This is a genomic window from Chelativorans salis, assembly GCF_025336525.1.
GTDB classification, from domain to species: Bacteria; Pseudomonadota; Alphaproteobacteria; order Rhizobiales; family Rhizobiaceae; genus Chelativorans; species Chelativorans salis.
Genome location: NZ_JAOCZP010000002.1, coordinates 592,698 through 618,516, shown reverse-complemented (window position 1 = coordinate 618,516; position 25,819 = coordinate 592,698). Strand labels below are relative to the sequence as shown.

The following is a 25,819-nucleotide window of genomic DNA, read 5'->3' as shown; positions in this document are numbered from 1 at the left end:
TTCATCAGCTGCAGCTCTTCATTCCCGGTTCCTGCCTCGCGCGGCTATAGCGGGCATCGCAGGGGTGCGGCAACCCGCGACGGTGCAATCCCGGTAAAACATCGCCGCTTTCTTCTATACCGCACCGGCAGCCTTATCGGTTATAGGCAGGCGAAACCGTTCACAGGATCCCGACACCATGCCCCTACCCTCGAAGCGCATCACCGGCATCGTTCCTTCAGGCAAGGACGGCTGGGAAGTCCATTTCGCCGCCATGACACGCAAGCAGGCGGGCGAGGACATCCTGATGCTGTCGGTCGGCGACCATGATTTCGATACGCCGCACGAAACCGTCGCCGCTTGCGTGGAGGCGGTGCGTACCGGCCATCATCACTATATCCAGCTCCCCGGCCTGCCGCGTCTGCGCGAGGGCCTGGCGCGGCTTTCCAGCGAGTGCACGGGTGTCGAGACCGTGCCGGAAGAGATCATCGTTACCCAGGGCGGCCAGGGCGCGCTGTTCGCCGCCTGCCAGGGTGTGCTCGACCCCGGCAGCCACGCGATCATCGTCTCGCCCTACTACGCCACCTATCCCGGCACCGTGCGCGCGGCCGGCGCGACGTTCACCGAAGTGGAAACGCGCTCCGATGATGGCTTCGAGCCGCGCGCGGCGGCAATCGCCGAGGCCATCCAGCCCGAGACCAGGGCGATCCTCGTCAACTCACCGAACAACCCCACCGGCGCCGTCTACTCCCGCGCCACGATGGAGGCCATCGCCGAACTCTGCCGGAAGCACGACCTGTGGCTCATCTCCGATGAGGTCTACTGGACCATCCGCGCCGGGCGCGAGCATGTATCGCCGCGCGCGCTTCCGGGAATGAAGGAGCGTACGCTGGTGGTCAACTCGCTGTCGAAGAGCCACGGCATGACCGGCTGGCGCGTCGGCTGGCTGACCGCGCCGGCCGATTTCGTTCGGCACCTTATCAGCCTCAACCTCGTCTCAAGCTACGGCATGGTCGACTTCGTCTCACGCGCCGCGACGGCGGCGGTCGAGAACGGCCACGGCGTCGAGGAGATCGCCGCCCGCTACGCCGCCCGCCGCGAGGCCTTTCTGGAAGCCGTCCGCGGGCTCAACGGGGTCGCGGTGCGCGGCTCGGAAGGCGGCATGTATGTCATGCTCGACATCTCGCGGGTGAACGCCGACTGCGAGGCCTTCGCCTGGGAATTATTGGAGACGGAGAATGTCGCGGTGATGCCCGGCACTAGCTTCGGCGCGGCAGCCGAAGGCCATATCCGCGTTTCGATGTGCCAGGAGGAGCCCATCTTGCGCGAGGCGGCGGCAAGACTGCGGAGATTCATCGGCCGAACCGAAGCGCCTGGAGATCGAAACGCCGCCGAGTGAGCGTTCTACCTATCCCCGCGGTAAATGGCGCTACCGCCGCCGCAGCCACCACCAGCGGTCATCGTCGTCTGTATCGACCACGCAGGTGTAGCCGATCTTGCAGGCCTGCTTGTCGCTCGTCTGCACCCAGGCGGGCTTTGTGGTAAGGCCAATGGGGCAATAGTGCTCGTGAATCACGAAGCGGTCATACGTGTTGGGGCCGGTGGACAGCACCGCCGCACGCTTCTCGACCAGCATCGCTCTGGCCTCCTTGCAGGTGAAGCCGCGGACGTCCGCCCGTTGCGCTTGTGCCGCCGCGACCAGGGCAAGATAGGCCAGCAAGCCGGCCAACACCGCAATTCCTTTTTTCCCGCCAAATAGATTCATGTCCATTTCCTTTTCTAAAATACCCAGTCTTGCCGAAACGGCAAAACCTGCATATCTGGCGTCGAAATGCGCGGCGGAGGCGTCAAGTTTCCTGTGCCTCCGCACGTGGCTTCCTTCACAATCGCCCGACCATAGCCTAGCATGGCCGTGGCCACTCCCAAGGCTTAGTGATTCCACGTCTTTCTCGCGACAATATGGCCGTAAAACCAGCACCTTTGACATCTTTCGATCATTCGGGTCTGAAACCGGAGAATACCGCGATTTTCCTGGACTTCGACGGCACGCTGGCGGATTTCGCCGAGCATCCGGACGCCGTTTCGGTTCCCTTGCCGACGCGTGAGGTACTGGCCCGCCTGGAAAAGAGTACGCGTGGCGCGCTCGCTATCGTGACGGGTCGGCCCATCGCTGACATCGACCACTTCCTCGCACCGCTCTGCCTACCAGTCGCCGGTGTGCACGGGCTGGAGCGCCGGGCGGCCGGAGGCAAACGCACCACGGCAACGGTCGACCGCGCGAAATTTGCCGCTATGGAGGAGAAGCTGCGCGCCTTCACGCTGGCCCATCCGGGCACCATGGTGGAGGCCAAGTCGGGCTCGCTGGCCCTGCACTACCGCCAGCGCCCCGAGCTTGCCGAGGCATGTGCCGCCGCCGTACATGAAGCAGTGGATGGGTTCAAAGGCCTGCACATCCTGCACGGCAAGATGGTTATCGAGGTCAAAAGCGGCAAGGCGACCAAGGCCGATGCGGTGGCCGCCTTCATGGGAGAGCCGCCGTTTGCCGGGCGCGTGCCGCTTTTCGCCGGTGACGACGTGACCGACGAGGACGCCTTTCGCGAGATTGCGCGCGCCAGCGGCATTTCCATCAAGATCGGCAACGGCGTCACCGCCGCAGCCTTCCGCACCAGGGACGTGGCCGCCTTTCGCGATTGGCTCAGTCTTCTGGCCGACAGTTTCGATTCCCGTCAATTGACAGCATAGGATTTTTCATCGTGACGACACTCGATCTCGGCGTGGTCGGCAATTGCAGCTTCTCCGCGCTTATCGATCCCAAAGGCCGCGTCGTGTGGTGCTGCCTTCCCCGTTTCGACGGCGATCCGGTGTTCAACGCGCTCCTGCGGGGCGAGGAAGACCCCGGCGAGGGCCTTTTCTCGATCGAGCTCGAGGGCCTGGCGGAAACCGAGCAGAGCTACGATTCCAATACGGCGGTGCTGACGACGCGACTGCACGGAGCCTCCGGCTCTCTGGAGATCGTCGACTGCGCACCGCGGTTCTTCTGGCGTGACCGCATCTTCCGCCCGCAGACACTGGTGCGGCGCGTGCGTCCCATTTCCGGCACGCCGCGCATCTCCATCCGCATGCGACCTTCCTTCGCATACGGCACGGTGCGCCCGCACAGGACACGCGGATCGAACCATGTGCGCTATGTCGGCCCTGAGATGACGCTGCGGCTTTCGACGGACGCGCCCATCGACTACGTGCTCGACGAGACCTTCTTCAACCTGTCGGCGCCCATCGATATCATCATCGGTCCCGACGAGACACTGGAAGGCAGCGTCTCCCAGATTGCCCGCGACTTCGAGGAGCGCACGTGCAGCTACTGGCGCAACTGGGTCAGCAACCTGGCGCTGCCCTATGAATGGCAGGATGCGGTGATCCGCGCCGCCATTACACTGAAGCTGTGTACCTACGAACCCACCGGCGCCATCATCGCCGCCATGACCACCAGTATCCCCGAAGCCCCCGACAGCGGCCGCACCTGGGACTACCGCTTCTGCTGGGTGCGCGACGCCTTCTTCGTGGTACGCGCGCTCAACAGCCTTGGTACCGTGCAGACGATGGAAAATTACTTCCGCTATCTCATGGATCTAGTGGCCGATTCTGACGGCGGTCATCTGCAACCAGTCTTCGGCGTCGGGCGGGAACGGCATCTAACGGAAAGCATCATCGACAATCTCGCCGGCTACCGCGGCATGGGTCCGGTGCGCTGCGGCAACCAGGCCTATGAGCATTATCAGCACGACGTCTACGGCAACGTCATCCTGGGCGCCACGCAGATCTTCTTCGACCGTCGCATCCAGATGAAGCCGACCATCACCGATTTCCGTCTGTTGGAAACCGCAGGCGAACAGGCCTACAAGGTGCACAACACGCCGGACGCCGGCATGTGGGAACTCCGCTCCCGCTCGCGCGTTCACACGTCATCGACGCTGATGTGCTGGGCGGCCTGCGACCGGCTTGCGCACATCGCCGCGCGATTGGGTGAGAAGGCGCGTGTTACCTATTGGAGAGAAAGGGCTAACGAGATCAAAGAGCGCATTCTGGCCGAAGCCTGGTCGGAAAAGCGCAAGGCCTTCATGGAAAGCTTCGGCGGTCAGACACTCGACGCGAGCGTGCTCCTGATGGCCGAGGTGGGCTTCATAGATCCGCAGGATCCGCGCTTTGTCAGCACGGTGGATCAGCTTGAGAAAACGTTGGCGACGGGTCCCTACATGATGCGCTACGAAGCCGCCGACGACTTTGGAAAACCGGAGGTCTCCTTCAACATTTGCGCCTTCTGGCGCCTCGACGCGCTGGCACGTATCGGCCGGCGCGAACAGGCGCGCGAAATCTTCGAAGCGCTCTTGAAGACCCGCAACCCCCTTGGCATGCTGTCCGAGGACACGCATCCGGTGACTGGGGAGATGTGGGGCAATTACCCGCAGACCTATTCGATGGTCGGCATCATCAATGGGGCCCGGCGCCTGTCCAAGCCATGGGAGACCGTCGTGTGAACAGGCTCGTCGTCGTCTCCAACCGCGTTGCCGACCTCACGCGCACCGCCCAATCGGGCGGCCTGGCCGTCGGTCTGGCAGATTCCTTGCGTCAGCGCGGCGGCGTGTGGATGGGTTGGGACGGTCAAACGCTGAAATACGAGGACCAGCCCGAGCCGCGCATCCGCAAGATCGGCACCGTCACCCAGGCGACCATCCCGCTCACCGAGCAGGACTATTCGGAGTACTATCTGGGCTTTGCCAACAGCGTCTTGTGGCCGCTGTTTCACTACCGGCTCGATCTTGTTGAATACAAGACGGTTTTCCTGGACGGTTACCGGCGGGTCAACGCGAAATTCGCTGACGCGCTCACGTCTATCCTTCAACAGGACGACATCATCTGGATCCACGACTATCACCTCATTCCGCTGGCCGCCGAGCTGCGTCAGCGAGGCTGCACCCAGCGCATCGGCTTCTTCCTGCACATCCCCTTTCCGCCGCCGGAGATCCTCGCCGCTGTGCCGCGCCATCGCTGGCTGGTGGAATGCCTGCTCGAATTCGACGTGATCGGCTTTCAGACCCATACCGATCAGGGGAACCTGCAGCATTATGTCGAAGATCATCTCGGCTGCCGCATGGAGGCCGACGGCCGCATCAAGATCGGCAAGCGCGAGGTGATTGCCGGCTGCTATCCCATCGGCATCGATGTCGATTCATTCGTCGAGATGGCCGAGAGGCCGAACGACGAAGTCAGCATCGAGACCCAGCGGCGTGAAATCCTGGGCCGCAAGCAGATCATCGGCGTCGACCGCCTGGACTACACCAAGGGCCTGCCGGACCGCCTACGCGCCTTCGCGCGCCTCCTGGAACTCTATCCCGAGATGCGCAAGACGGTTGCCCTCATGCAAATCGCCACGCCCACGCGCGAGGAGGTGGGGGCCTATGTGGAGATCCGCACCGAGCTGGAAGCGCTGTCGGGCGCCATCAACGGCCGGTTTGCCGACTTCAACTGGACTCCAGTGCGCTATATCCACGGCATCGTGCCGCGCGACGCGCTGGCCGCCCTCTTCCGTGCCAGCCAAGTAGGTTTTGTCACGCCTCTGCGCGACGGCATGAACCTGGTTGCAAAGGAATACGTCGCCGCCCAGTCATCGGAGAATCCCGGCGTGCTGGTGCTATCGAAATTCGCGGGCGCGGCGGAGGAATTGCACGAGGCGCTGATCGTCAACCCCTATGACGTTGACGACATGGCGCGAAACCTATGCCACGCGCTGACGATGCCGCTGGAGGAGCGCAAAGAGCGGCAGAAGGCGCTCTTTGCTCGCATTTGCAAGCACGACGCCAAAGACTGGCTGAACGCCTTCATCGCAGCGCTGGAAAAGGGCGAGACGAAATATGCGGCGTAACGGCGTCAGCTCTTCTTGTCCGCCAGCTTCTTCCGCTTCGTCTCAGCAAGTTCTTCCAACTGATTCTCGCTCATTGATTTTTCCATGTCGCGCGAGGCGCCTTTGAGCTTGGATTTGGGCATTTCACCGCGCTTGGCCGCCAGCGCGGCACCGGCCGCCTTCTGCTGCGCTTTGGATTTTGCAGGCATCATCGCCTCCTGTGCTGTTCCTGCATAAAGCGGCCGACGCGCACAAAGGTTCCGAGTTGCCCCTGCAGCGCAGGCGTCACCCCTTCAGCATGTCCCACCCGGCATCCGGCGCAAAACGCGCTCCGTGCTTCTCCTCCAGTTGCCGCAGCGTCACGACAACCTCCTCCACTCCGCGCTTGCGCGCATAGTGCAGCGGACCGCCGCGGAATGGGGCGAAGCCCGTAGCGAAGATCATTGCTCCGTCTACCGTCTCCTCGTCCGCCACGACCCCTTCGCGCAGGCAGCGCACCAGCGTGTTGAGCATGGGCAGCACCAGCCGGTCGGCCATCTCGGCATCGGCGCGCGGTGCCTCCTCGCCCTTCGCCACCTTCACTTCATCGCTCTTCAGCTTGCCCTTCTCGTCATAGGCATAGAGCCCCCTGCCGGCCTTACGCCCGGTGTCGCCCGCTTCGACCTTCTTTACCAACCAGTCCGGCACCTCTGACATCGGGTCGTCCAGGCGTTCCTTCAGCATGCGCGCCACCTCCAGGCAGATGTCGAGTCCTACCCGGTCGGCAAGCTCGATCGGCCCCATCGGCATGCCGAAATCCTTCGCCGCTTCATCGATCGTCTCCTTGGGCACGCCCTCGTCGAACATCGTGAAGGCTTCCACGAGATACGGCGTCAGAGCACGGTTGACGAGGAACCCGGGTGCGCTCTTCACCGGCGCCGGTAGGCGGGAAATGTCGCCGCAAAAGGCATGCGCCCGCGCCAGGGCCTTTTCGCTCGCCTGGTCATGGGCAACAACTTCGACAAGCTCCATGCGCGTTACCGGATTGAAGAAGTGCAGACCGAGGAAACGGTCGGGGAACGGCAGGCCTTCACGCAGCGTCTCGAGCGGGATGCTGGAGGTGTTGGTAGCGAGGATGGCATCCTTCTTCATACGGGGCGTGATGGCCTCGAATACCTTGCGCTTCACCTCCGCCTTCTCCGCCACCGCCTCGATCACCAGATCCGCCCTGGCGATGCCGTCGCCCTCGAAATCCGGCATCAGCCGGTCGAGCGCGTCACGCCGGTCGAGGCTGGAATGAAGCCGCTTATCGTAGAAGGCCGCGGCGCGCCCGACAGCGCCGGCGATGGCCTTGGGGTCGAGATCCGTCAGGCTGACGGTCATCCCGCGCGCCGCGCACCAGGCTGCGATGTCGCCGCCCATAGTGCCAGCGCCGATCACATGCACCCGCCGAACACCGCTTTCCCCCTTGCCGAGCCGCTTCAGCCCCTCACGGAGGAAGAAAACACGCATCAGGTTCTGTGCGGTCTCGCCGACGAGAAGCTCGGAGAAGGAGCGTATCTCCGCTTTCTTCATGGCGCGTGTATCGCCGCCGTGCTCTTCCCAAAGGTCGACGAGGCGGTGGGGTGCCGGGTAGTGCTTCTTCGGTGCTTTCTTCTCCGCCTCGGCGCGCATGCGCCTTGCCGCCATGCGGCGCGCCGCGCCGAGGCCGAGCACGGTTCCCTTCAGGCCGGGGCGCGAAGGTTTCGTCTGACCCGCTACCGCGGCACGCACGGCATTCTTCACATGCCGCTCTTCCACCACCGCATCGACCAGCCCGAGAGCCTTCGCCTTCTTCGTGTGCACGGTGCGGCCCGTCAGCATCATTGTCATCGCCTCGATAGGGTCGATGAGTGCCGGTAGTCGGAAGGTGCCGCCGAGGCCCGGATGCAGACCGAGCAGGATTTCGGGAAAGCCGAAACTGGCACCGGCGACGGCGATGCGGTGCTTACAGGCGAGCGCCAACTCCAGCCCGCCGCCCAGACAGTGGCCATGGATGACGGCGACGGTCGGCATTGGTAAGTCCGCCAGCCGGTCGACGATCTCGTGCGCCCGGCGCATGCGCGCCTCCACCTCGCCTGCATCCGTCACACCGCGAAAGTCGCGGATATCGGCCCCGGCGACGAAACCGCCCTCCTTGGCCGCGCGGATGACCAGGCCCTTGGCACCCAGGCCCTGGACCTCGGCGAGCACCGTGTTGAGTTCACTCATCACGGCTTCCGACAGCGTATTGGTGCTCTCCCCGGACCGGTCGAGCACGAGCCAGACGATGCCTTCCTCGTCCTTGGCATAGCGCCAATGGGTATGCGGCTTGTTCCCCTCGCGGGGCCCAAGCTCCATGTTACGCGGCTCCAGCACCTTCCAGACGCTCTTCGAGACAGTCATCACACCACCTCCAGAAGCATGGCTCCGCCCTGCCCGCCGCCGATGCACTCGCTGGCCATGCCACGCTTGAGGCCGAGGCGGCGCATGGCGTTGACAAGGTGCAGCACGATGCGGTTTCCGCTCGTGCCGACGGGGTGGCCGAGGCTGATCGCGCCGCCGTCAACGTTGAGACGGTCGCGGGGGATGGCGCCATAGGGCGCCTCGAGGCCCAGTACCTTGCGGCAGTATTCCTCGTCTTCCCAGGCGGCGAGGCAGGCGAGCACCTGCGCGGCGAAAGCCTCGTTCAGTTCCCAAAGGTCGATATCTTCGCGGGCAAGTCCCCGCCGCTCGGCCAGGGCGGTGCAGCACAATGTCGGCCCCAGCCCCATGATCGAAGGGTCAAGGGCCGCCCATTCGCTGTCGACGACGCGCGCCAACGGCTCAAGCTTGTGCTTCTTCACCGCCTCTTCCGATGCAAGCACAACCCAGCTCGCGCCGTCGGTGATCTGCGAGGAATTGCCGGGCGTGACCTCACCGTAGGGCTTCTCGAACGCCGGCTTGAGCTTGGCGAGCTTTTCCATCGAGGTGTCGGGACGGACGCCGTCGTCATGGTCGTAAAGTGTGCCGTCGCGGGCGACCGAGACGATGACCTCGCCTTTAAGGTGGCCCTCCGCCTGCGCCCGCGCCAGCCGCTGATGGCTTTCCAGCGCGTAGGCATCTGCCGCCTCGCGCGCAATACCGAATATATGGCCGATGACCTCCGCTGTCTGGCCCATGCCAAGGTCGGTGACGGGATCCGTCAGCCCGCGCTCCAGGCCGATGACGGGCTTTGCCATATCCGGCCGGAAGGCGCCGATGGCGGCAACTCGCTCCCACGCCGTCTTGGCCATGGCGAAACGGCCGAACCAGGCCGCCGCGTTGCTCGACAATACCAGCGGCGCATACGACAGTGCCTCCGCACCGCCGGCAAGGACGAGATCAGCCTTGCCGGCCTCGATCATCCGGAAACCGTTGTCGATGGACAGCATGCCGGAGCCGCAATTGATCTGCACACTGAAGGCCCGCATGGCGTCGCCCATCCCGAGCCGGAGGGCGGCCACCCGAGCCGGGTTCATCTCATCGGCGATGACGTTGACGCAGCCGAGGATGACGAAATCGAAGTCCTCGGCCGCGAAAGGCTGGCGCGCAAGCAGCGGTCGGCCGCATTGCACGGCAAGGTCGACCGGCGTGAATGGCCCGGGCTTGCCCCGTGCCCGCAGAAAGGGCGTGCGCGCGCCGTCGACCAGATAAACCGGCCGGGCCCGGTCCTGCGATACACCGGAGGGGCCGCGCGCTGCGGGTTTTGCGGTGGATGTGCGGCGCGGGCTTCTGCGCCGTTGGGTCGGTTTCGTCTTGGATGCTTCAGCCATTGCTTGTCCTTATTCGCCCGTCTGCCGTGCCGGCGTGCCGGAAGGATAAGGGCCTTTGCGCGGTTTGCCCACCGCTCCAGCGCTACTGGCGCAACGCCGGGCGAGCGCGCATCGTTCCTATCGCAAATTGTTCGCTGCCTGGAAACCACACACCCGTCCCGAACGTTCGGCTTTCAGCTTCCGGGAAATCTCCGGGAAAGGAGAACGATATGGCGACGAACAAAACCAACGACGCGCGCAAGCGAGATCGCGCCGGCCAGATGAGGTCGACCGACCTTGCCAATGAGAGGATGGGTAAAAACAGGCTGCAGGGCGACGATCAGACGAGCGTCCGCAATCAGCGCCACGCCCAGCCCAAAGCACGACGCGAGGCGGACGAGACGATGGAGAGCTTCGAAAAGTTGGACAAGGACAAGCGCGCCCGCACGGATCTCGGCAAGGGCAACAGGAGCGGCCAATGAGGACGTGGTATTTCGTTGTACTGCCGGCCGCAGTCGCACTTGCGGCGCTGCAGATGCCAGCCTACGGCCAGAGTCCGATTGAAGAAAGCCCCCCCGGCGAGGACTCGCGTTTCATCGTTCCGGACAGGCCGGCGCCCGAGGACCGCGAGGATTTGCGCATCGGCACCGAGGAGGAGACATTCACGCAGATCCGCGGGGCGTGGGCGGCCAACAAGGCAGCATGTGCCACGGTGGAGGAGGATGGCAACAACGGCCTCTATGTCACCGACACCCTCATCCGCTGGGAGGACGCAACCTGCAGCATCCGCGACATCGATTCCGAAGATGGATCGGCGACGGTTAGCGCCTTCTGTGCTACCGAAGACAGCCGCACGAGCAGCAATTTCCGGCTCCTGGTGACTGGCGAGGAAACGCTGACGCTTCGGTTCCAGACCGATGAGGAAGAGCGCGAGGTTGATCTGCAGCGCTGCGCTGCCGGACAATAATTCGTCCTCCCCGGCCGTCTCCGGCTATGATCACCTCCCACCGGAGCCGCAAAAATGTATTATTGGACCAGTTGAACAAGCCCTGTATCCTAGGCTAGGTCATTGCCAGGGTGGGGCTTTTGAGGCCAGCCCCTGCGCAGCGATCACAAGTCGCACCGGCGCGGCGGACGGATATTCGAGAAGGCGGCTCGTTCCGTGTTAAGCCGCCGGGAGGGAATTTGGGGAACCGCACCGCCGATGCTCGACGCTTTCTGCGCCCGTGCGCAGCCATTCTCTGCGCCGTGCTCGTTGTCGTGCCCTTCCCCGCGGCCGCGCTGGAGATTTTCGGCCTGCGGCTTTTCGAGCGACAGGATGCCGGCGAAGAAGAAGGCGTCATCGGCACGCCGCAGCCCTATGAGGTGGAGTTCGTCGTCGCCGACGATGAGGACGATATTGAAAGGGCGCTGAAGGGCGCTTCGAACCTGTGGACCGACCGGGAGGAGCCGGCGTCAGGCGCGGCCGGCCTTCTCGTCAAGGCGCGTGGCGACTACCGTAGGCTTTTGAACACGCTTTATGCCAAGGCGCGCTACGGCGGTACCATCTCCATTACCATAGACGGTCGTGAGGTCAGCGATCTTCAGCCGGACGCTGAATTTGCAAGCCCCGCTGCTGTGCGCATCGCCGTCGCTCCCGGTCCCCTCTTCCATTTCGCGGATGCCAGGATCGTCAACCAAGCGCCGCCTGCAGCCAACAAAAGAGACGTGGTGGCGGACCCGGCGCAGGAGGGCTTCCGCGCCGGCGAGCCCGCCCCAAGCAGCACCATCATCCGTGCCGGACGCCTGGCCGTGGAGGCCTGGCAACAGCAAGGCTATGCAAAGTCGGAGATCGTCGAGCGCCGCGTCATCGCCGCCCACGACACCGACACGATCGACGCCACGCTCGTCGTCGAGCCGGGCGCGCATGCCGTCTTCGGCCCGGTCTCCGTCAGCGGCACTGAGCGCATGGACGCCGCCTTCGTCGCCCGTCAGACGGGGATCGCGCCCGGCACCGAGTACGACCCGGACGACCTGGAGAAGGCGAGCGACCGCCTTACCCGGCTCGAAGTCTTCCGCTCCGCCCGCATCGAGGAGGCCGAAGAGGTCGGGCCCGACGGAAGCCTGCCCATCCAAGTGATCGTACAGGAACGCCTGCCGCGCCGCTTCGGCGTCGGCGGCTCCTATTCCACCATCGACGGGTTCGGTCTGGAGGCTTTCTGGCTACACCGCAACCTGTTCGGCCGGGCAGAGCGCCTGCGCATAGAGGGCAAGGTCGCCGGCATCGGCGAGACCATCGATCCCGCGGATCTCACCTACCGCGTCGGCGCCACTTTCACCAAGCCCGGCATCTATACGCCCGACACCGATTTCATCGCCTCCGTCTTCGGCGACCGCGAGGTGCTCGATACCTATACGCGCACCGGCGTTTCCGGCGAGATCGGATTTGCCCATCGTTTCTCGGATAGGTTGTCTGCCCGGCTTTTCGCCACCGGCGGCTATGCCCGTTTCGAAGACGATTTCGGCACGCGCGACTTTGTCACCGCCGGCTTCCTAGGTGGTGTGGCTTACGACACGCGCGACAACCCGGCTGACGCCACGAGAGGCATCTTCACTGAACTCACCCTGGAGCCCTATTACGAGTTCAACTACGGCAACGCCGCCGCCCGCATCATTGCGGAGGCACGCACCTATTACAGCCTCGACTCCGAAAGCCGCTTTGTCATCGCGGGCCGCGCCAAGGTGGGGGCGCTGCTTCATCCGCCCATAGCCGAAACGCCGCCGGACAAGCTGTTCTTCGCCGGCGGCGGCGGCTCCGTCCGTGGCTACGCCTACCGCGGCATCGGCGTTGAGGTGCCCGGCGGCATTGCCGGCGGCCGCTCCCTCATCGAAGGCTCGGCCGAACTGCGCGTACGCGTCACGCAGAGCATCGGCGTCGTCGGATTCGTCGACGCAGGCTATGTGGGGGCCGAAGCCTTCCCCGATTTCTCGGAAGACCTGCGCATAGGCGTCGGTGCGGGCTTGCGCTATCAGACTGGTTTTGGTCCCATTCGGCTCGACGTCGCCGTACCGCTGGATCGGGGACCGGAGGACCCAAGTGTGGCCCTCTACGTTGGGATAGGACAGGCGTTTTGACCCGGCTTCTGCTCGCCCTTTTCCTATTTCTCGCAGCCTTTCCGGCAACTGCGCAGGACGATGCTGCGCAAAGCCCGGCAGAGGAGCGCTCACTTTTCCTCTCCTTCATCGAGAACCGGCTTTCCACGCCCAACCGCCGCATCCGCATCCGCGGCATCCAGGGCGTTCTTTCCTCTCAAGCCTCCATTGCCGAAATTACCGTCGCCGACCGTGAGGGTGTCTGGCTGCGTATAGAAAACGCCTCCATCGAATGGAGCCGCACCGCCCTTATCCTGCGCCAGCGGCTGGAGGTTGCGCGCCTTGCCGCCGACTCCATAGAGGTCATCCGCCGCCCACTGCCCAGCGAAGGCTTGCCGTCGCCCGAGGCACGCTCCTTCGCCATCCCGGAACTGCCGATTGCCATCAATCTTGAGCAGCTCGAAGTTCCGCATATCTCCTTCAGCAGCGATGTCTTCGGCCTCGAATCCGTCATATCCCTCGAAGGCCGCCTGCGGCTGGAAGGCGGGTCGCTCGACACGGCGCTCGAGATCGAGCGCCTCGATGGCCCCGGTGGACATCTTTCGCTGACGGCGGCCTACGCCGACGACACGGGCGCGCTCGATCTCGACCTGGCGCTGGTGGAACCACAGAATGGCGTAGTGGCAAACCTGCTCAACATCGAAGGCCGCCCGCCGCTCTCCCTCACCCTGGCCGGCTCCGGTCCGGTAGAGAATCTCGACCTGTCGCTTTCGCTTGCCGCCGCCGGCCAGCCCGCCCTTTCCGGTGCCGCCCGGTTCCGCGGACGGCAGGAAGGGATCGGCTTCACGGTCGACGTCAGCGGCCCCATCGTGCGGCTGATACCTGCCCGCTTCCGCGCCTTCTTCGGCGACGAGACCACGCTGCAAGCCACGGGCGTCGCCAGACGCGGCGGTGGCCTGACGCTCGAAACCCTCAGCCTATCGAGTGCCGCACTGCAGATTGAAGCTTCCGCCGAGACGGCCAGCGACGGCTTCCTGACCATGCTTTCGCTCGATGCCAGCATCGCCGATCCGCAGGGCGAGCGGATTCTGCTGCCGGTTGCCGGTGGCGAGTCCTCGGTGCGCTCGGCAAGGCTGACCGCCAGCTACGGCGAAACAGACGAGGACTGGCAGGCGGTACTCGACATCGATGGCCTGCAGAGCGGTGGCTTTTCTGCCGGGAACACCAATCTCACCATCGGCGGCGAGGCCACCAACCTTTCCCAGCCCGCCGAGCGCCGCATCACCTTCAACCTGCAAGGCGTCCTGGAGGATATCGTTGCCGACCGCGCCGACATCGCCGAAGCCCTCGGCCAGACCATCCAGCTTAGCGCCAACGGCGCCTGGCGCGCCGGCGAACCGCTTTCCCTTGCTGCCGCCCGGCTTACCGGGCACAGCTTCACGGCCACGCTTTCCGGTGAAATCTCCGACCTCGCCTTCCGTGGCGATATTGGCCTGGAGGCGGCAAATCTCGCCCCCTTCTCCGGCCTTGCCGGGCGGGAACTCGGGGGAAGTCTCGATCTTGCCGCAAACGGCGAAGTGCGCCCGATCAGCGGCGCATTCGACCTCACGCTCGACGGCCGGGCGAACGAGCTTCGCATCGGCATCCCGGCCGCCGATGCCCTGCTTGGCGGCTTGACCCGCATCACCGGCAGGCTGGGGCGCAGCACGGAGGGCTTTACGGCGGACAACTTCCACGTCGTCAACGACCAGATCGAGCTGACGGCGGACGGCACCTTCGCCACCGAAGAGGCTGATTTCCGCTTCGACGCCGCCATCGCCGATCTTGCGGTTATCAACAACCGCGCCGAAGGACGCTTGACGGCCAACGGACGTGCCACGGGCAGCGCCGGCGAACTCGACCTCTCCCTCCGCGCCCAGGTTCCAGAGGGCCGGCTTCTTGACAAGCAACTTACGGACGCGGTGATCGACTTTGAAGGAACACTTGAGGATCAGGCGCTTTCCGGGCGCGTCACGGGCGACGCCTTCCTCGACGGCGTACGCGCAAGCCTGCAAACGGACGTGGCACTGGCGGACGAAGAGCGCCGCCTGAGCGGCATCGACTTCACCGCCGGCGGCGCGCGGCTGACGGGCGACCTTGCCCGGGGCAACGACGGGCTTTTCGCTGGCGAACTCAACCTTCACGCCGCGGACATCTCGACCGCGGCGGCCCTGCTTCTAACGGAGGCGACCGGCGCTGCCGAGGCCACGCTGTCGCTGGAGCCACGGGATGGCGAGCAGCATCTCGCGCTCAACGCCACGCTGCGCGATGTCGTGACCGAGCAGTTCTCGCTGCAAAGCGCCGACCTCGAGGCGACCGTCGCCGACCTCTTCGGCGTACCGGCGGTCGAAGGAACAGTCGCGGCCGCGGATCTTGTCGTTGCGGGCATCGACGTGGCTCGGCTCAACGCCACCGCCGAAACCAGCGGCGGTGCAACCACCTTCTCTGCGGAAGCAGCACTCGCCAACGGCACGGACATCGCCGCCCGCGGCGGACTTGCGCCGCAGGATGGCGGCTACACGATCTCGCTCCAAGAGGCTTCCCTCACCCAAGACGATGTGTCGGCGCGCCTTCTGCGGCCGGCATCCCTCACCGTCCGTGGCGACACTGTCTCCTTCGAACCCGTGGAAGTGGATGTCGCCGGTGGACGGGTCACGGCCGAAGGTGAGATCGGCCGGACGCTCAACGTGGCGTTGTCGCTCGACGCCGTGCCGCTTTCCATCGCCAATACCGTCCGCCCCGACCTAGCGCTCGGCGGAACGCTGAACGGAGAAGCCACCATCTCCGGCACGCGCGAAGCGCATGAGGCATCCTTCACGCTCACCGGGCGCGACATCGTCGCCGCGGCCCTTCGCCAGGCCGGCGTCGCCTCGCTCAGCGTCGACGCCACCGGCACGACCCGCAACGAAATCCTGACCGTTGACGCTCAAGTGGCAAGTCCCGGAGGCTTGAGGGCAACGCTTGCCGGCGACGTGCCGCTCGGCGAGGGCGCGCTGGCGCTCGATGTCGAGCTTCAGGCCTTCCCCCTCTCCCTTCTCAACGCGCGGATACCCAACCAAGATCTCGGCGGCACGCTCACCGGCTCGGCCCGCGTGACGGGCAGCCTCGCCGACCCACGGGCAGAGTTCAACCTGCACACCGGTGCCTTCACCGCGCGGGCTCTCGCCGCTTTCGGCGCCGCTCCCCTCGATATCACCGCCTCCGGCCGCTTCGCCCAAGGCGTGGTGACGCTCAGCGACATGACCGCCACCGGCCCTGCCGGCCTTTCCGTTTCAGCCAGCGGCCGCGTCCCGCTCACAGGAAGCGGCCTGGCCGTAGACGTCCGCGGAAACGTCCCGCTGACGCTTGTAGATCGCCTCCTGACCGGTCGTGGCGCGCAGTTTAGGGGAACCGCCATTGTCGAAATACATATCGGTGGCAGCCTCGCCAATCCGGCGATCCAGGGAACGGTGTCGATCGCGGACGCCACCGCTTTCGACCCGCTGACAAATCTACGGTTAACCTCCATTCGCGTCGACGCCGGCATTAGCGGCGACACCGTTACCATCCGCTCGGCCTCGGCGGCGTTTGCGGGCGGCGGCACGCTCTCGCTCTCGGGCACGGTGTCGACCAGTGCCGCGGCAGGATTTCCTGCCGACTTGGCGATCCGCCTCAATGAGGCACGTTATACGGACGGCGAGTTGGTGACTGCCACCATGAGTGGAGCGCTGACGCTCCGCGGGCCGCTCACCCGCGATCCCCTGCTTTCCGGCAACCTCACCTTAAGCCGTGTGGAGATTACCGTTCCGGAGCATTTCGGCGGCGGCGGCCCCGCCCAAATTAACGTTCAACATGTCGATCCGCCGCCGGCGGTGCGCCAGACACTGCGCCGTGCGCGGGCCGACGACGGCACGCCGATGCCCAGCGGTCGGCCGAGCGTGCTGCGCCTGGACGTGACCGTCGACGCGCCAGCGCGCATTTTCGTGCGCGGACGCGGGCTCGACGCCGAGCTTGGAGGTTCGGTGCAACTGACGGGGCCGGTCACTTCCGTTCAGCCCGTCGGCGCCTTCCAGCTCATCCGCGGACGGTTGTCCATCCTCACCCAGCGCATCACCTTCGACGAGGGCACGGTGAGCCTAGTAGGCGACCTCGATCCCTATCTCGACTTCGTCGCCCGCTCGGAGCGCCGCGACATCACGGTTTTCATCACGGTGACCGGCCGCGTCTCCGATCTGTCGGTCGACTTTTCCTCGCAGCCGGAGCTGCCGGAGGACGAGGTGCTAGCACGCCTCATCTTCAACCGCGGCTTGAACGAGCTGTCGCCCCTGCAGCTTGCCCAACTAGCCGCCGCGGCGGCCGAGCTTGCCGGCGGCACCGAAACCTCGCTTCTGGGTTCGCTACGCGGCGCAACCGGCCTCGACGAGCTCGACATCATCACTGACGAGACAGGCGGTGTGGCCGTTCGCGCCGGCCGCTATATCCAGGAGAATGTCTATCTCGGTGTGGAGGCCGGCTCCGGCGGTTCCACGCGCGCCACCATCAACCTCGATATCACCGAGGACCTGAAGGCACGCGGCGCCATCGGCACCGGCGGCGAGTCAAGTCTCGGCATCTTTTACGAAAGGGACTATTAAGGGACCCGCCGCCCGATAGGGCGACGGGTTGAGTGGTCACTGCTGAGTAGCGTCTTCCCAATAGGCGTCGACTTCATCCGTGTTGATGGAGCCGGTCTGTTGGGGGTCGAGCAGGCCATTGTCAGGAAGTTGCGGGGCCTGTTCGAGCGTTGCGCGGTCCACCGGCAGCACGAACGCGTTCCTGCTCGGTATGGCACGGAGGCGTTCCCACGGCACGACCGCCTCGTCAGTCCCAATGCCGAAGAAGCCGCCATAGTCGACCACCACGTACTGCACCTGGCCGGTGCTTGAGTTGAGCACAACATCATCGATGCTGCCCAATCCTTCGTCCTGGGCATTACGCACGTCTGCGCCGATGATGTCTTCGATCCTGAAGCGGCCCTGCATCTCAGTCACCGGCTCGGACGCGGCGATCTCCGCCGCACGCCAGTTCGCCACCTCTTCGGGATTGACTCCCAACTCCTCGAGCTCGGCAACATAGCTCTCGTAGCGGTCCCGCGTAGCCTCGACCATCGTCTCACAGGTTTGCTGGTCCCCATTCATGGCCAGCACGTAAGCGGCCTCGTAAAGCACGCCAATTTGGTATTGAGGACGGCCTACCCACCGAACGTCGCCCCAAGGGCCTACCTCGCGCGCCGCCTGACCGGCCTCCGGTGCGGCCGGCTCTGTGCCCGGCGAGGTCGGTGGCGTTGCAGGCGTGGCCGGAGCGGCGCCGGGCGCGGCAGGTGTAGTGCCGCCCGGTCTTGGCGCCATTCCGGTCGTGCCGTAGCCGCGATACCCCGCTAGCCAATAACCGTCATCGCGCATCCTCTGCGCTAGTTGGCGCAATTCCTCGATGCATTGCGATGCTTGCTGGTTCTGGGCTTGGTTTTGGTTCTGGTCCTGGGCCTGAGCCTGAAAGGCAAAGGCAGTTGCCGATGCCAGAACCATTGCGGATATTAGGTCGCGTCGCATGAGCTTCACTCCATCTTGCTTAAGACTGATGGTACGGCGCTCGGCCGTTTAGTCACGCAACAGTGGCCTGCGACAAAAGTTCCGCCCGACATCCGGGCAAAAAAATGCCGGCGTATGCGCCGGCACCCGGCACGCAGTAGTGGGGTTGGGGGGCGGGGGGAGTGCGTGCCGTCGAGATCAAAACGCCCACAGCAGTCGATGGTTCCTTCCAAAAGTAAAAAAGATCAGAAAAATTTTGCGGCGGTGCAGGCGGGCCCGAAGCAGTGGCGATGGAAGCATGGGAACCGCCCTGCCCTGCTGTGTGTTCCATGGGGCAGGCAGTACCGGAGGCATGCGGATGAATAAAGAGGCACTTAAGATATACCGACTGGTGCCGGATGCGGCCGAGACCGATCCCAACTGGGACCTAGCGGAGCCGGCGGGGGAAGTGGTCGTGCGGGCGCGCTCGCCCGCCGACGCACGCATCGTCGCCTCCGAGGCGGAAGTCGATTTCCTCGACACTCCCGCCAAGCCTGGCGACGGCGTCTCGACGAGTTTCGCCAGCGCATTTCGCGACGAAAAGCTTTACCGTGTGGTCGAGGACGACAGCAGCACCTTCCCGCGGGAAGGTGCGCGCGAGGTTTTGAAGGGGCCGACCCGCCGCGACCCGATTGTCCATACACCTGGCGGCGGGGAAAACTAGGAAGCCCGGTCCTTCAGTTCCTCCACTCCCTCCTGGGCGGCGCAGTGGGCGCAGCAGAAGAACACATCGTTCTTCTCCACGCCATGGCCGACGATCCGGCAGCCGCAGTGGGAGCATGACGGCGCCAGTGCGTGAATGGCGCACTCGAAACTGTCGAAGATATGCGTCTCGCCGCCCATCTCGACCTTGAAGGCCTTGTCATACTCGTTTCCGCAAACCTCGCAGCGCGCCATAACAACCTCCTTTGCATGAACTGCAAGGGAAACGGCATGCATCGTCAGCGGTTCCCAAAGACCGAGACTATGTCCAGAGAAAGGGGAGGATTGGCCCAGAGAGAAATTTGGTGGGTGATACAGGGCTCGAACCTGTGACCCGCTGATTAAGAGTCAGCTGCTCTACCAACTGAGCTAATCACCCGACCGCGCCGGCAACCCCACTTTTCCTCGAACCGTCCAGACCGAGGAAGTTGTCGGCAGCCACCTTGCGAATGCCGGGCTCATTAGCGTGTTTGGCGGGGGCTTGCAAGCCCGTTAAATGCCTGTGTGTGGACGCGCCCTGAGCCCGGTAGGCAGGCCTCGATATGGGGCGCCGGGACAGCGGTTTCAAAGGGAAAGGCTGCCTTCCGCAACTTTCACCGCCGCGCCGCCAATACGCGCCGACTCGATTGCCTGACCGGCCACTTCGATCTCCAGCCGGATGCGCGAGGGCCGACCCATCTCGATGCCCTGCTCGATCCAGTAGCGGTGGGCGCCATCTACCGGCTCGTCGTGGGTAACCACCGCGCCGGCAAAAGCGGCCGCCGCCGAACCCGTCGCCGGATCTTCCGGAGTACCAGCGCCAGGTGCGAACATGCGGGCATGGAAGGCGCAATCGTGATTCACCGTCTCGCGACAATAGATATAAGGGTCGCCTAAGATGGCGCCCTCGCCAGGCGCAAGCTCCTCCCACAAGCCGGCGTCAAGCCGCGCCCTGCCCGCTGCCTTGAGATTGGCGACCGGCACGCAGACGTATGGCATCCCGGCCGACCAGGCACTGACGACATGATTTTCAAAGCCGACCTCATGGTGCGAGAGGCCCAGTGCGGCCGCCACCACCTCGGACGGCGCATCGAAGGCGACGGGCTCAGGAAGTCGCGGCAGGTCGAATTCAGCAAAAGCCACCCCATTGCCGGTGGAAACCGCGCAGCGCACCGGCCCGACATTCTCCTCCAGAACGACGATGGAGGTGCGCTCGTCGCTCCCGATAGCGCCCTGCTGCGACAGAGCGATTGCCGTGCCCACTGTGGGGTGGCCGGCGAAGGGAAGCTCCTGTCGGGGTGTGAAGATGCGTATGCGCGCCGTATGTACCGGATTTTCCGGGGGGCCAACGAAAACCGTCTCCGACAGGTTGAACTCGCCGGCGATCTTCTGCATCTCGGCGTCGTCGAGCCCTTCCGCGTCGAGCACAATGGCCAACGGGTTTCCCGCAAGCTTCCGCTGCGCGAACACATCATAGATCTGGTATCGCCGGGCATTCATCGAATCCACCTTCTTGACCACGCGCTCTCCTGCACCGGGCAAAAAACTGCAAAAAACTGCACTATACGCCTTTTTCGGCAGGCTTCAGACAAGGTCGAGCGTCATCGCCACCGGACAATGATCGGAGGCCTTTGGCCTGTCCCAACCCGTACGCGGAAAACGCTCCACCTCCTGACCCGGCGGAAAGATGGTACGCCAGGGCTGGCCGGCGCGCACGATGTTGGGCACGGTGTGCGCATTCGCCTGCGCCAGCGCCGGTGAAAGCATGAGGTAGTCGAGCTGGCATAGATGCCGCTCCTCCGGCCCGCGCGTATGGTAGAGGGTCCAACGCTCCATCTCCGGCCGCCGCTCCACAACGTTTTCGCAGAAGCCGCCTTCTGTCAGCACGTTGATGCTGGACTGTGCTTCCCGCGCCGGCTCGAAAGTGTAGCCGCTCAGGACATCGCCGCCGATGATGATACGCTCACGGTAGTCGTTGAGATCGCCGCAAATCACCCAGCGCTTCCCGTCGGTCTTTCCAGCACCGAAACGCTCCTCAATGATGCGGCGCACGGCAGCCGCCTCGGCGATACGGATGGGCATGGAGGACTCGCGGCCATTCTTACCGTTGCGCGGCGGTGACATGGCCTTGAAATGCACGATGTAGAGCGTCACAGGTTTTCCGGCGACGCGTACATCCACCTCCAAGCAGTCGCGACGGAATATACGCTCGTGCGGGACGATGCCGAGCGCTTCCAGCTCAGGCGTAAAAAGGCCGAAATCCGCGTAGGTGAGATGCGCGTAGCTGGTGGAGCGCTCGAATTCGATCGCTTCGCCATGCGCGGTCTCGCGCCGCATCATCACCGCCACGTCGATGCCGCGCATGTCGTTGCCGGCGGAGGAGTGCTTGTCCTGATAGCCCCTGCCGATCATCTTGAAAAGATAGCCGTATTCGAAGGCTTTCAGCGCAGCGAGGTTATCGACTTCCTGCAGGCACCATATATCGGCGTGCGCGGCGGCGATGGCGAGCGCGGTAAGCTGGCGCGTATCGTCCGTGTGGGCGATGGTGCGGGCCCGCTCCAGTGCGCGATATTCCGCCTCGTCCTTGATCTGGAAGAGCGTCAGCGCGCGATCCTGATTCAATTCGTTGCGAAAACCGGAAAAGTCGAACCGGTTCATAAGATTCTCGACATTGAACGTGGCGATGCGAACCGACATGAGGAGCACTTTTGCCCGCTGGACATGGAAAAACAAGGGTCAAAAAAACGCAACTTTTGCGTTCATCCAGCGTTCATAGTGATGATGGGATAATCCTTTCATCAGAAATGACCGTTGGGCTTGGGCGGCATCAGGAAGATTGGAGTACCCCATGAGACACATTCTCCCCAGCCTTGTTTTTTCCGGCCTGGTTGCACTCGGCCTTGCCGTAGCGATGCCATCGGCCGGGGCCTCTGCCTTTTCGGTGGGTGGGGCGACCGCGAATACGGTGAAGGCTGTCGAGGCAACGAACAACGGCGGGTTGTTCGAGGTTCACGACCGCCGGTACCATCACAGGTGGCACCGTGGTCACCGCGATCGCCATTGGCGCCACCGCAGGCCGCGCAGCGGCATCTACTTCGAGTTCGGCACCGGCGGTTTCCGCACCGCTCCGCCGCCTTACTATACGCGGCCACGCTATGTCCGGCCGCGCTACGTAGAGCCGCGCCCCGTCTACAGGCTTTCCTCGGCGCATGTGCAGTGGTGCTACAACCGCTACCGCTCATACCGGGATTGGGACAACACCTTCCAGCCTTATAACGGCCCGCGCAGGGCGTGCATCTCGCCCTATATGCGCTGACGGTCGATAGATCGAACGAAAAAAGCGGCGGCGCTGACCAGCGCCGCCGCTTCCGATTGTAAGACCCGGGAGAGGGAACGCTTAGTTCTTCTGCTTGTCGACCAGCTTGTTCTTGGCGATCCACGGCATCATGCCGCGCAGCTTCTCGCCCACTTCCTCGATCTGGTGCGAATCGTTCAAGCGCCGCGTCGCCTTGAAGCGGGCCGCGCCCGAATGCCACTCCTGCATCCACTCAGAGGTGAACCTGCCGGACTGGATGTCGGAGAGGACGCGCTTCATTTCCGCCTTGGTCTCGGCGGTGATGATACGCGGACCGGAGACGTATTCGCCCCATTCGGCTGTGTTTGAGATCGAGTAGTTCATGTTGGCGATGCCGCCCTCGTAGATGAGGTCGACGATCAGCTTCACCTCGTGAAGGCACTCGAAATAGGCCATTTCCGGCGCGTAGCCCGCCTCCACCAGCGTCTCAAAGCCAGCGCGGATGAGCTCGACAAGGCCGCCGCACAGCACCACCTGCTCGCCGAAGAGATCGGTTTCGCATTCCTCGCGGAAGGTGGTCTCGATGATGCCTGAGCGCCCGCCGCCGACACCGCATGCATAGGAGAGACCGAGATCGAGCGCATTGCCCGAGGCGTCCTGATGGACGGCCACGAGGCACGGCACGCCACCGCCCTTCTGGTATTCGCCGCGCACCGTGTGACCCGGCCCTTTGGGGGCGACCATCAAGACGTCGACAGTCTTCTTCGGCTCGATGAGGCCGAAATGCACGTTCAACCCATGGGCGAAGGCGATGGCTGCGCCATCGCGGATGTTGGGGGCGATGTCGGCGTTGTAGATGCCCGCCTGCAATTCGTCGGGTGTGGCCATCATCATCAGGTCGGCCCAGCCGGCGGCTTCCGCCACCGTCATCACTTTGAAGCCGTCGGCCTCTGCCTTCTTGGCGGTCGCCGAGCCGGCGCGCAGCGCCACGGCGACGTCCTTGGCGCCCGAATCCTTGAGGTTCAGCGCATGCGCCCTGCCCTGGCTGCCATAACCGATGATGGCGACCTTCTTCGACTTGATGAGATTCAGATCGGCATCGCGATCATAGTAGACACGCATTTGTGGTTCCTTCCTTGTGTCGGCCCAAGCGGTGCCGGCCTCATGCCGTTTCCGCCCTCTCCTTCTGCCGCGCTCCGTAGAGCGCGAAGAACTGCTCCACTCCCCGCTCGGCAAGAGCGGCGAATTTCTCCGTCCGGCGTGCCCCCTCCTCGCCGAGCAGCATGCGCACGTGGAGGTCGCGCACGATCAGCCCGTAGAGCGTGCGATACGCTTCGTCGGCATCGGTATAGCGGATGAAGCCGCGCTTCCTACCGGCTTCAAGCAGCGCCCGCGCGCTCTGGTCAATGCGCCCCCGCCCCTGGGCGACGAGAAGCTGACCGAGCCTGCTTTGCTCACGGCTCGCCTGGCCGATGGCCAGCCGGTTGAGCGCCAGCGACTGGTCGCCGCCCAGCACCTCGAGTAAATCCTGCGCAAACCCCATGAGATGCGCGCAGAAACGCTCCCGGTCCATCGGCGCGCCATCATCGGCAAAGCCGCGCACCTTGCTCGCCTGATAGGCGATCATGGCGGCCATGAGCCCGTCGCGGTCGCCGAACCACTTGTAGAGGCTTTCCTTCGAGCAGCTCGCCGCCCGCGCCACGCCGGCGGTCGTCAGCGCCCGCTCGCCACCCGCCACGAGCAACTCCAGCGCACACTCCAGGACGGCGCGCTGGCGCGGCGTCAGGCGGTCTTGCTCGGGTTCGGTCAACGGGCGTGCCTCTATCAGTACCGTACCGTACGGTTCTGTCACAGGCGGAGCTTCTTTTCAAGTACCGGACAGAATCGCACAGCCCAAACAACGTCGGCGCATGAAGACTGCCGCTCCCAACGATAGCGCGAGCAAGGATCGTCCTCTGCAAGCTGCGATAAACTGTATCCGAATATCACTGTTGCAGCCGTGACCGAAATCGTCCAACCTGTACGAAAGCAATAATTGGGGCGGCGGACACCTGTGCTTGGCGAATATGGCGCTATGCCAATTCGCCGATTCGATATGGATCGGCGAGCGGCAGATTCTGATATTCTGAGGTCCATTCCCCAGGACGTGGGACCGCGAGTGACGGCCGCGCGGGGCAGCGCGATATATTCCTACCGTCCACCGGGCTCTCACACATTCATCTCCAGGGCACACTGCGTGGCGGTCGCGCTCGCGCCCTCGCCGCGAATAACGGCGGCGATGGGCAGCGACAAAGCAAAGACATTCGACGCCGAGGCTGGAACAGTGGTCGTCAATCCGGCCAACATGGAGAGCAAGGTGGAGTGGCTGTCCAGCCGGGAGAACACCGTGGTGGCGATTGAGCCCGATTGCCTGCTCGATCTTGCTGCACAGGAATTGAACGGAGGCGATGTCGAGATCAGGCCGACCATGGGGACCATCGATCCGGCGGCCCTGCATATGGCGGAGCTTCTGAAAGCCGAGATGACGCGGGGCGAGCCGCCGAACGAGCTCTATATCGATTCCCTCATTGTCCTCTTCGGCATTTACATTCTACGCCACCATTCCAGCGCCGCTAAGCGACCGGCGCCGGCCAAAGGCGGACTGTCCAACCATGCCGCCAGAATGGTGCAGGAATATCTGGACGAGCATTTTGCCCGAAAGCTGTCGGTCGCCGAGCTTGCCAATGTATGCAAGTTATCGCCCGGCCATTTTATCCCGGCCTTCTCCCAAACCTTCGGCCAGCCGCCGCACCGCTATCTGGTCGACCGGCGCCTCGCCTTCGCCAGCAAGCTACTCCTCGAGACGAAGATGACGATCGCCGAGGTGGCCTATCTGAGCGGCTTCTCCAGCCAGAGCCATTTGACCTCGGCGATGAAGAAATACAAGCGAATCACCCCGGCAAGGATGCGGATGATGAGCTAATGCTCAACTTTTAAGAGAATTCTCCGAGAGGATTTCCTCCTTGTTTACGCATAATTCTAATACCAAGAGCCGGCATAGAGTAGGTTTCGGCAGATATGCTGCAGAACTTTTGTACGGCGGATGGTTTTCACTGATTTTTGAAAAAACCCGATTTTCCTGAAATACTGTCGGCGTGAACTATGTCTCCCTATACGCACTGGAGTTATCCGGTGTTTGAGGGGTTTATGCTGAAGCATTGATGCGAGTGTGCCGGCCCCGTGTGGGAGTCCGGTAAAATGCTTGAGCGGCGTAGATGGAGGGTACCCCCACCACCGGGTGACTGCACATTCGAGGGGGCCATCCATGCTTGAACCGATTTTGTCTTCCAACGCAGCGCCATGTGCGACGGGCCGTTCTACCGGTGCTGCAATGCTTCCCAGTGCCTGTAAACGCGGCGTCGATATCTGGAGACGCAGGCCGCTTTGAGCATTTACGTGCTTTTCTGAGACAAGGCGGGTTCCAAAGCATGAATGTGGATATTTTCAACACCAGACGAAC

The 25,819-nt window shown here is 63.8% G+C and carries 21 protein-coding genes and 1 tRNA gene; 11 read left to right on the top strand and 11 right to left on the bottom strand.

Features of this window, described 5'->3' with window-relative positions; all coding sequences use genetic code 11:
* Positions 1–178: 178 nt before the first annotated feature.
* A complete protein-coding gene (locus N5A92_RS08980) occupies positions 179–1,378 on the top strand; it encodes a pyridoxal phosphate-dependent aminotransferase (protein ID WP_260901917.1) in 1,200 nt (399 codons plus the stop codon).
* Positions 1,379–1,408: 30 nt separating this feature from the next.
* Here the strand turns inward: N5A92_RS08980 and N5A92_RS08975 are convergent, their stop codons facing one another.
* Entirely contained in the window at positions 1,409–1,849 is a 441-nt protein-coding gene (locus tag N5A92_RS08975; RefSeq protein WP_260901916.1) for a hypothetical protein, read from the bottom strand.
* Positions 1,850–1,959: 110 nt separating this feature from the next.
* Here N5A92_RS08975 and otsB point away from each other — a divergent pair, with 110 nt between their 5' ends.
* From otsB to otsA, 3 genes are read left to right on the top strand one after another with little or no spacing between them, the layout of a single operon-like run.
* The gene (gene otsB, locus N5A92_RS08970) at positions 1,960–2,721 is read left to right on the top strand and encodes a trehalose-phosphatase (protein ID WP_260901915.1); all 762 of its coding nucleotides are present in this window, start codon (positions 1,960–1,962) and stop codon (positions 2,719–2,721) included.
* 11 nt (positions 2,722–2,732) lie between these two features.
* Positions 2,733–4,514: a glycoside hydrolase family 15 protein gene (locus tag N5A92_RS08965; protein ID WP_260901913.1), complete on the top strand. Its 1,782-nt coding sequence runs from the start codon at positions 2,733–2,735 to the stop codon at positions 4,512–4,514.
* Positions 4,511–5,899 carry an alpha,alpha-trehalose-phosphate synthase (UDP-forming) gene (gene otsA, locus N5A92_RS08960; protein WP_260901912.1) on the top strand — a complete coding sequence of 463 codons (1,389 nt, stop codon included), beginning with the start codon at positions 4,511–4,513 and terminating at the stop codon, positions 5,897–5,899. Before N5A92_RS08965 ends, otsA begins: the two co-directional genes overlap by 4 nt.
* Positions 5,900–5,904: 5 nt before the next feature.
* Here the strand turns inward: otsA and N5A92_RS08955 are convergent, their stop codons facing one another.
* The 3 genes from N5A92_RS08955 to N5A92_RS08945 all read right to left on the bottom strand — a co-directional run bounded on the left by N5A92_RS08955 (position 5,905) and on the right by N5A92_RS08945 (position 9,669).
* Entirely contained in the window at positions 5,905–6,087 is a 183-nt protein-coding gene (locus tag N5A92_RS08955; RefSeq protein ID WP_260901910.1) for a DUF3008 family protein, read from the bottom strand.
* A gap of 76 nt (positions 6,088–6,163) precedes the next feature.
* Positions 6,164–8,281, bottom strand: a complete 2,118-nt coding sequence (locus tag N5A92_RS08950) for a 3-hydroxyacyl-CoA dehydrogenase NAD-binding domain-containing protein (protein WP_260901908.1) — start codon at positions 8,279–8,281, stop codon at positions 6,164–6,166.
* The gene (locus N5A92_RS08945) at positions 8,281–9,669 is read right to left on the bottom strand and encodes an acetyl-CoA C-acetyltransferase (RefSeq protein WP_260901906.1); all 1,389 of its coding nucleotides are present in this window, start codon (positions 9,667–9,669) and stop codon (positions 8,281–8,283) included. Before N5A92_RS08945 ends, N5A92_RS08950 begins: the two co-directional genes overlap by 1 nt.
* A 209-nt stretch (positions 9,670–9,878) precedes the next feature.
* On the opposite strand from N5A92_RS08945, the gene N5A92_RS08940 reads away from it, so the two are divergent.
* The 4 genes from N5A92_RS08940 to N5A92_RS08925 all read left to right on the top strand — a co-directional run bounded on the left by N5A92_RS08940 (position 9,879) and on the right by N5A92_RS08925 (position 17,372).
* Positions 9,879–10,130, top strand: coding sequence for a hypothetical protein (locus N5A92_RS08940; protein ID WP_260901904.1), 252 nt, complete (start codon positions 9,879–9,881; stop codon positions 10,128–10,130).
* Positions 10,127–10,615 (top strand): hypothetical protein, encoded by a 489-nt coding sequence (locus N5A92_RS08935; protein ID WP_260901902.1) that lies wholly within the window; start codon positions 10,127–10,129, stop codon positions 10,613–10,615. The genes N5A92_RS08940 and N5A92_RS08935 overlap by 4 nt, the downstream gene beginning before the upstream one ends.
* Positions 10,616–10,833: 218 nt before the next feature.
* On the top strand, positions 10,834–12,762 hold the full coding sequence (locus tag N5A92_RS08930; protein ID WP_260901901.1) for an autotransporter assembly complex protein TamA: 1,929 nt from the start codon (positions 10,834–10,836) through the stop codon (positions 12,760–12,762).
* Positions 12,759–17,372, top strand: a complete 4,614-nt coding sequence (locus tag N5A92_RS08925; protein ID WP_260901900.1) for a translocation/assembly module TamB domain-containing protein — start codon at positions 12,759–12,761, stop codon at positions 17,370–17,372. The genes N5A92_RS08930 and N5A92_RS08925 overlap by 4 nt, the downstream gene beginning before the upstream one ends.
* Before the next feature lie 36 nt (positions 17,373–17,408).
* On the opposite strand, the gene N5A92_RS08920 is transcribed toward N5A92_RS08925, so the two are convergent.
* Entirely contained in the window at positions 17,409–18,326 is a 918-nt protein-coding gene (locus N5A92_RS08920) for a PRC-barrel domain-containing protein (protein WP_260901898.1), read from the bottom strand.
* A 337-nt stretch (positions 18,327–18,663) separates the two neighbouring features.
* Here N5A92_RS08920 and N5A92_RS08915 point away from each other — a divergent pair, with 337 nt between their 5' ends.
* Entirely contained in the window at positions 18,664–19,008 is a 345-nt protein-coding gene (locus N5A92_RS08915; RefSeq protein ID WP_260901896.1) for a hypothetical protein, read from the top strand.
* Here N5A92_RS08915 and N5A92_RS08910 read toward each other — a convergent pair.
* The 4 genes from N5A92_RS08910 to N5A92_RS08895 all read right to left on the bottom strand — a co-directional run bounded on the left by N5A92_RS08910 (position 19,005) and on the right by N5A92_RS08895 (position 21,722).
* Entirely contained in the window at positions 19,005–19,241 is a 237-nt protein-coding gene (locus tag N5A92_RS08910) for a hypothetical protein (protein WP_260901895.1), read from the bottom strand. The two genes, N5A92_RS08915 and N5A92_RS08910, sit on opposite strands and share 4 nt — an antisense overlap.
* A gap of 108 nt (positions 19,242–19,349) precedes the next feature.
* Positions 19,350–19,425 (bottom strand) — tRNA-Lys (locus N5A92_RS08905).
* Between the two features lie 185 nt (positions 19,426–19,610).
* Positions 19,611–20,525: a PhzF family phenazine biosynthesis protein gene (locus tag N5A92_RS08900; RefSeq protein ID WP_260902325.1), complete on the bottom strand. Its 915-nt coding sequence runs from the start codon at positions 20,523–20,525 to the stop codon at positions 19,611–19,613.
* Positions 20,526–20,609: 84 nt separating this feature from the next.
* On the bottom strand, positions 20,610–21,722 hold the full coding sequence (locus tag N5A92_RS08895; protein ID WP_260901894.1) for an endonuclease/exonuclease/phosphatase family protein: 1,113 nt from the start codon (positions 21,720–21,722) through the stop codon (positions 20,610–20,612).
* A gap of 151 nt (positions 21,723–21,873) precedes the next feature.
* Here N5A92_RS08895 and N5A92_RS08890 point away from each other — a divergent pair, with 151 nt between their 5' ends.
* A complete protein-coding gene (locus N5A92_RS08890) occupies positions 21,874–22,341 on the top strand; it encodes a BA14K family protein (RefSeq protein WP_260901892.1) in 468 nt (155 codons plus the stop codon).
* Positions 22,342–22,422: 81 nt separating this feature from the next.
* On the opposite strand, the gene ilvC is transcribed toward N5A92_RS08890, so the two are convergent.
* Entirely contained in the window at positions 22,423–23,442 is a 1,020-nt protein-coding gene (gene ilvC / locus N5A92_RS08885; RefSeq protein ID WP_260901890.1) for a ketol-acid reductoisomerase, read from the bottom strand.
* 40 nt (positions 23,443–23,482) lie between these two features.
* Entirely contained in the window at positions 23,483–24,130 is a 648-nt protein-coding gene (locus N5A92_RS08880; RefSeq protein ID WP_260902323.1) for a TetR/AcrR family transcriptional regulator, read from the bottom strand.
* Positions 24,131–24,598: 468 nt separating this feature from the next.
* On the opposite strand from N5A92_RS08880, the gene N5A92_RS08875 reads away from it, so the two are divergent.
* A complete protein-coding gene (locus N5A92_RS08875; protein ID WP_260901887.1) occupies positions 24,599–25,282 on the top strand; it encodes a helix-turn-helix domain-containing protein in 684 nt (227 codons plus the stop codon).
* Positions 25,283–25,819: the final 537 nt, after the last annotated feature.

Coding starts and splice junctions, on each gene's coding strand:
- N5A92_RS08980 (WP_260901917.1), top strand. CDS start 179: ATGCCCCTACCCTCGAAGCGCATCACCGGCATCGTTCCTTCAGGCAAG.
- N5A92_RS08955 (WP_260901910.1), bottom strand. CDS start 6,087: ATGCCTGCAAAATCCAAAGCGCAGCAGAAGGCGGCCGGTGCCGCGCTG.
- N5A92_RS08950 (WP_260901908.1), bottom strand. CDS start 8,281: ATGACTGTCTCGAAGAGCGTCTGGAAGGTGCTGGAGCCGCGTAACATG.
- N5A92_RS08945 (WP_260901906.1), bottom strand. CDS start 9,669: ATGGCTGAAGCATCCAAGACGAAACCGACCCAACGGCGCAGAAGCCCG.
- N5A92_RS08940 (WP_260901904.1), top strand. CDS start 9,879: ATGGCGACGAACAAAACCAACGACGCGCGCAAGCGAGATCGCGCCGGC.
- N5A92_RS08935 (WP_260901902.1), top strand. CDS start 10,127: ATGAGGACGTGGTATTTCGTTGTACTGCCGGCCGCAGTCGCACTTGCG.
- N5A92_RS08920 (WP_260901898.1), bottom strand. CDS start 18,326: ATGCGACGCGACCTAATATCCGCAATGGTTCTGGCATCGGCAACTGCC.
- N5A92_RS08915 (WP_260901896.1), top strand. CDS start 18,664: ATGAATAAAGAGGCACTTAAGATATACCGACTGGTGCCGGATGCGGCC.
- N5A92_RS08910 (WP_260901895.1), bottom strand. CDS start 19,241: ATGGCGCGCTGCGAGGTTTGCGGAAACGAGTATGACAAGGCCTTCAAG.
- N5A92_RS08900 (WP_260902325.1), bottom strand. CDS start 20,525: ATGAATGCCCGGCGATACCAGATCTATGATGTGTTCGCGCAGCGGAAG.
- N5A92_RS08895 (WP_260901894.1), bottom strand. CDS start 21,722: ATGTCGGTTCGCATCGCCACGTTCAATGTCGAGAATCTTATGAACCGG.
- N5A92_RS08890 (WP_260901892.1), top strand. CDS start 21,874: ATGAGACACATTCTCCCCAGCCTTGTTTTTTCCGGCCTGGTTGCACTC.
- ilvC (WP_260901890.1), bottom strand. CDS start 23,442: ATGCGTGTCTACTATGATCGCGATGCCGATCTGAATCTCATCAAGTCG.
- N5A92_RS08875 (WP_260901887.1), top strand. CDS start 24,599: ATGGGCAGCGACAAAGCAAAGACATTCGACGCCGAGGCTGGAACAGTG.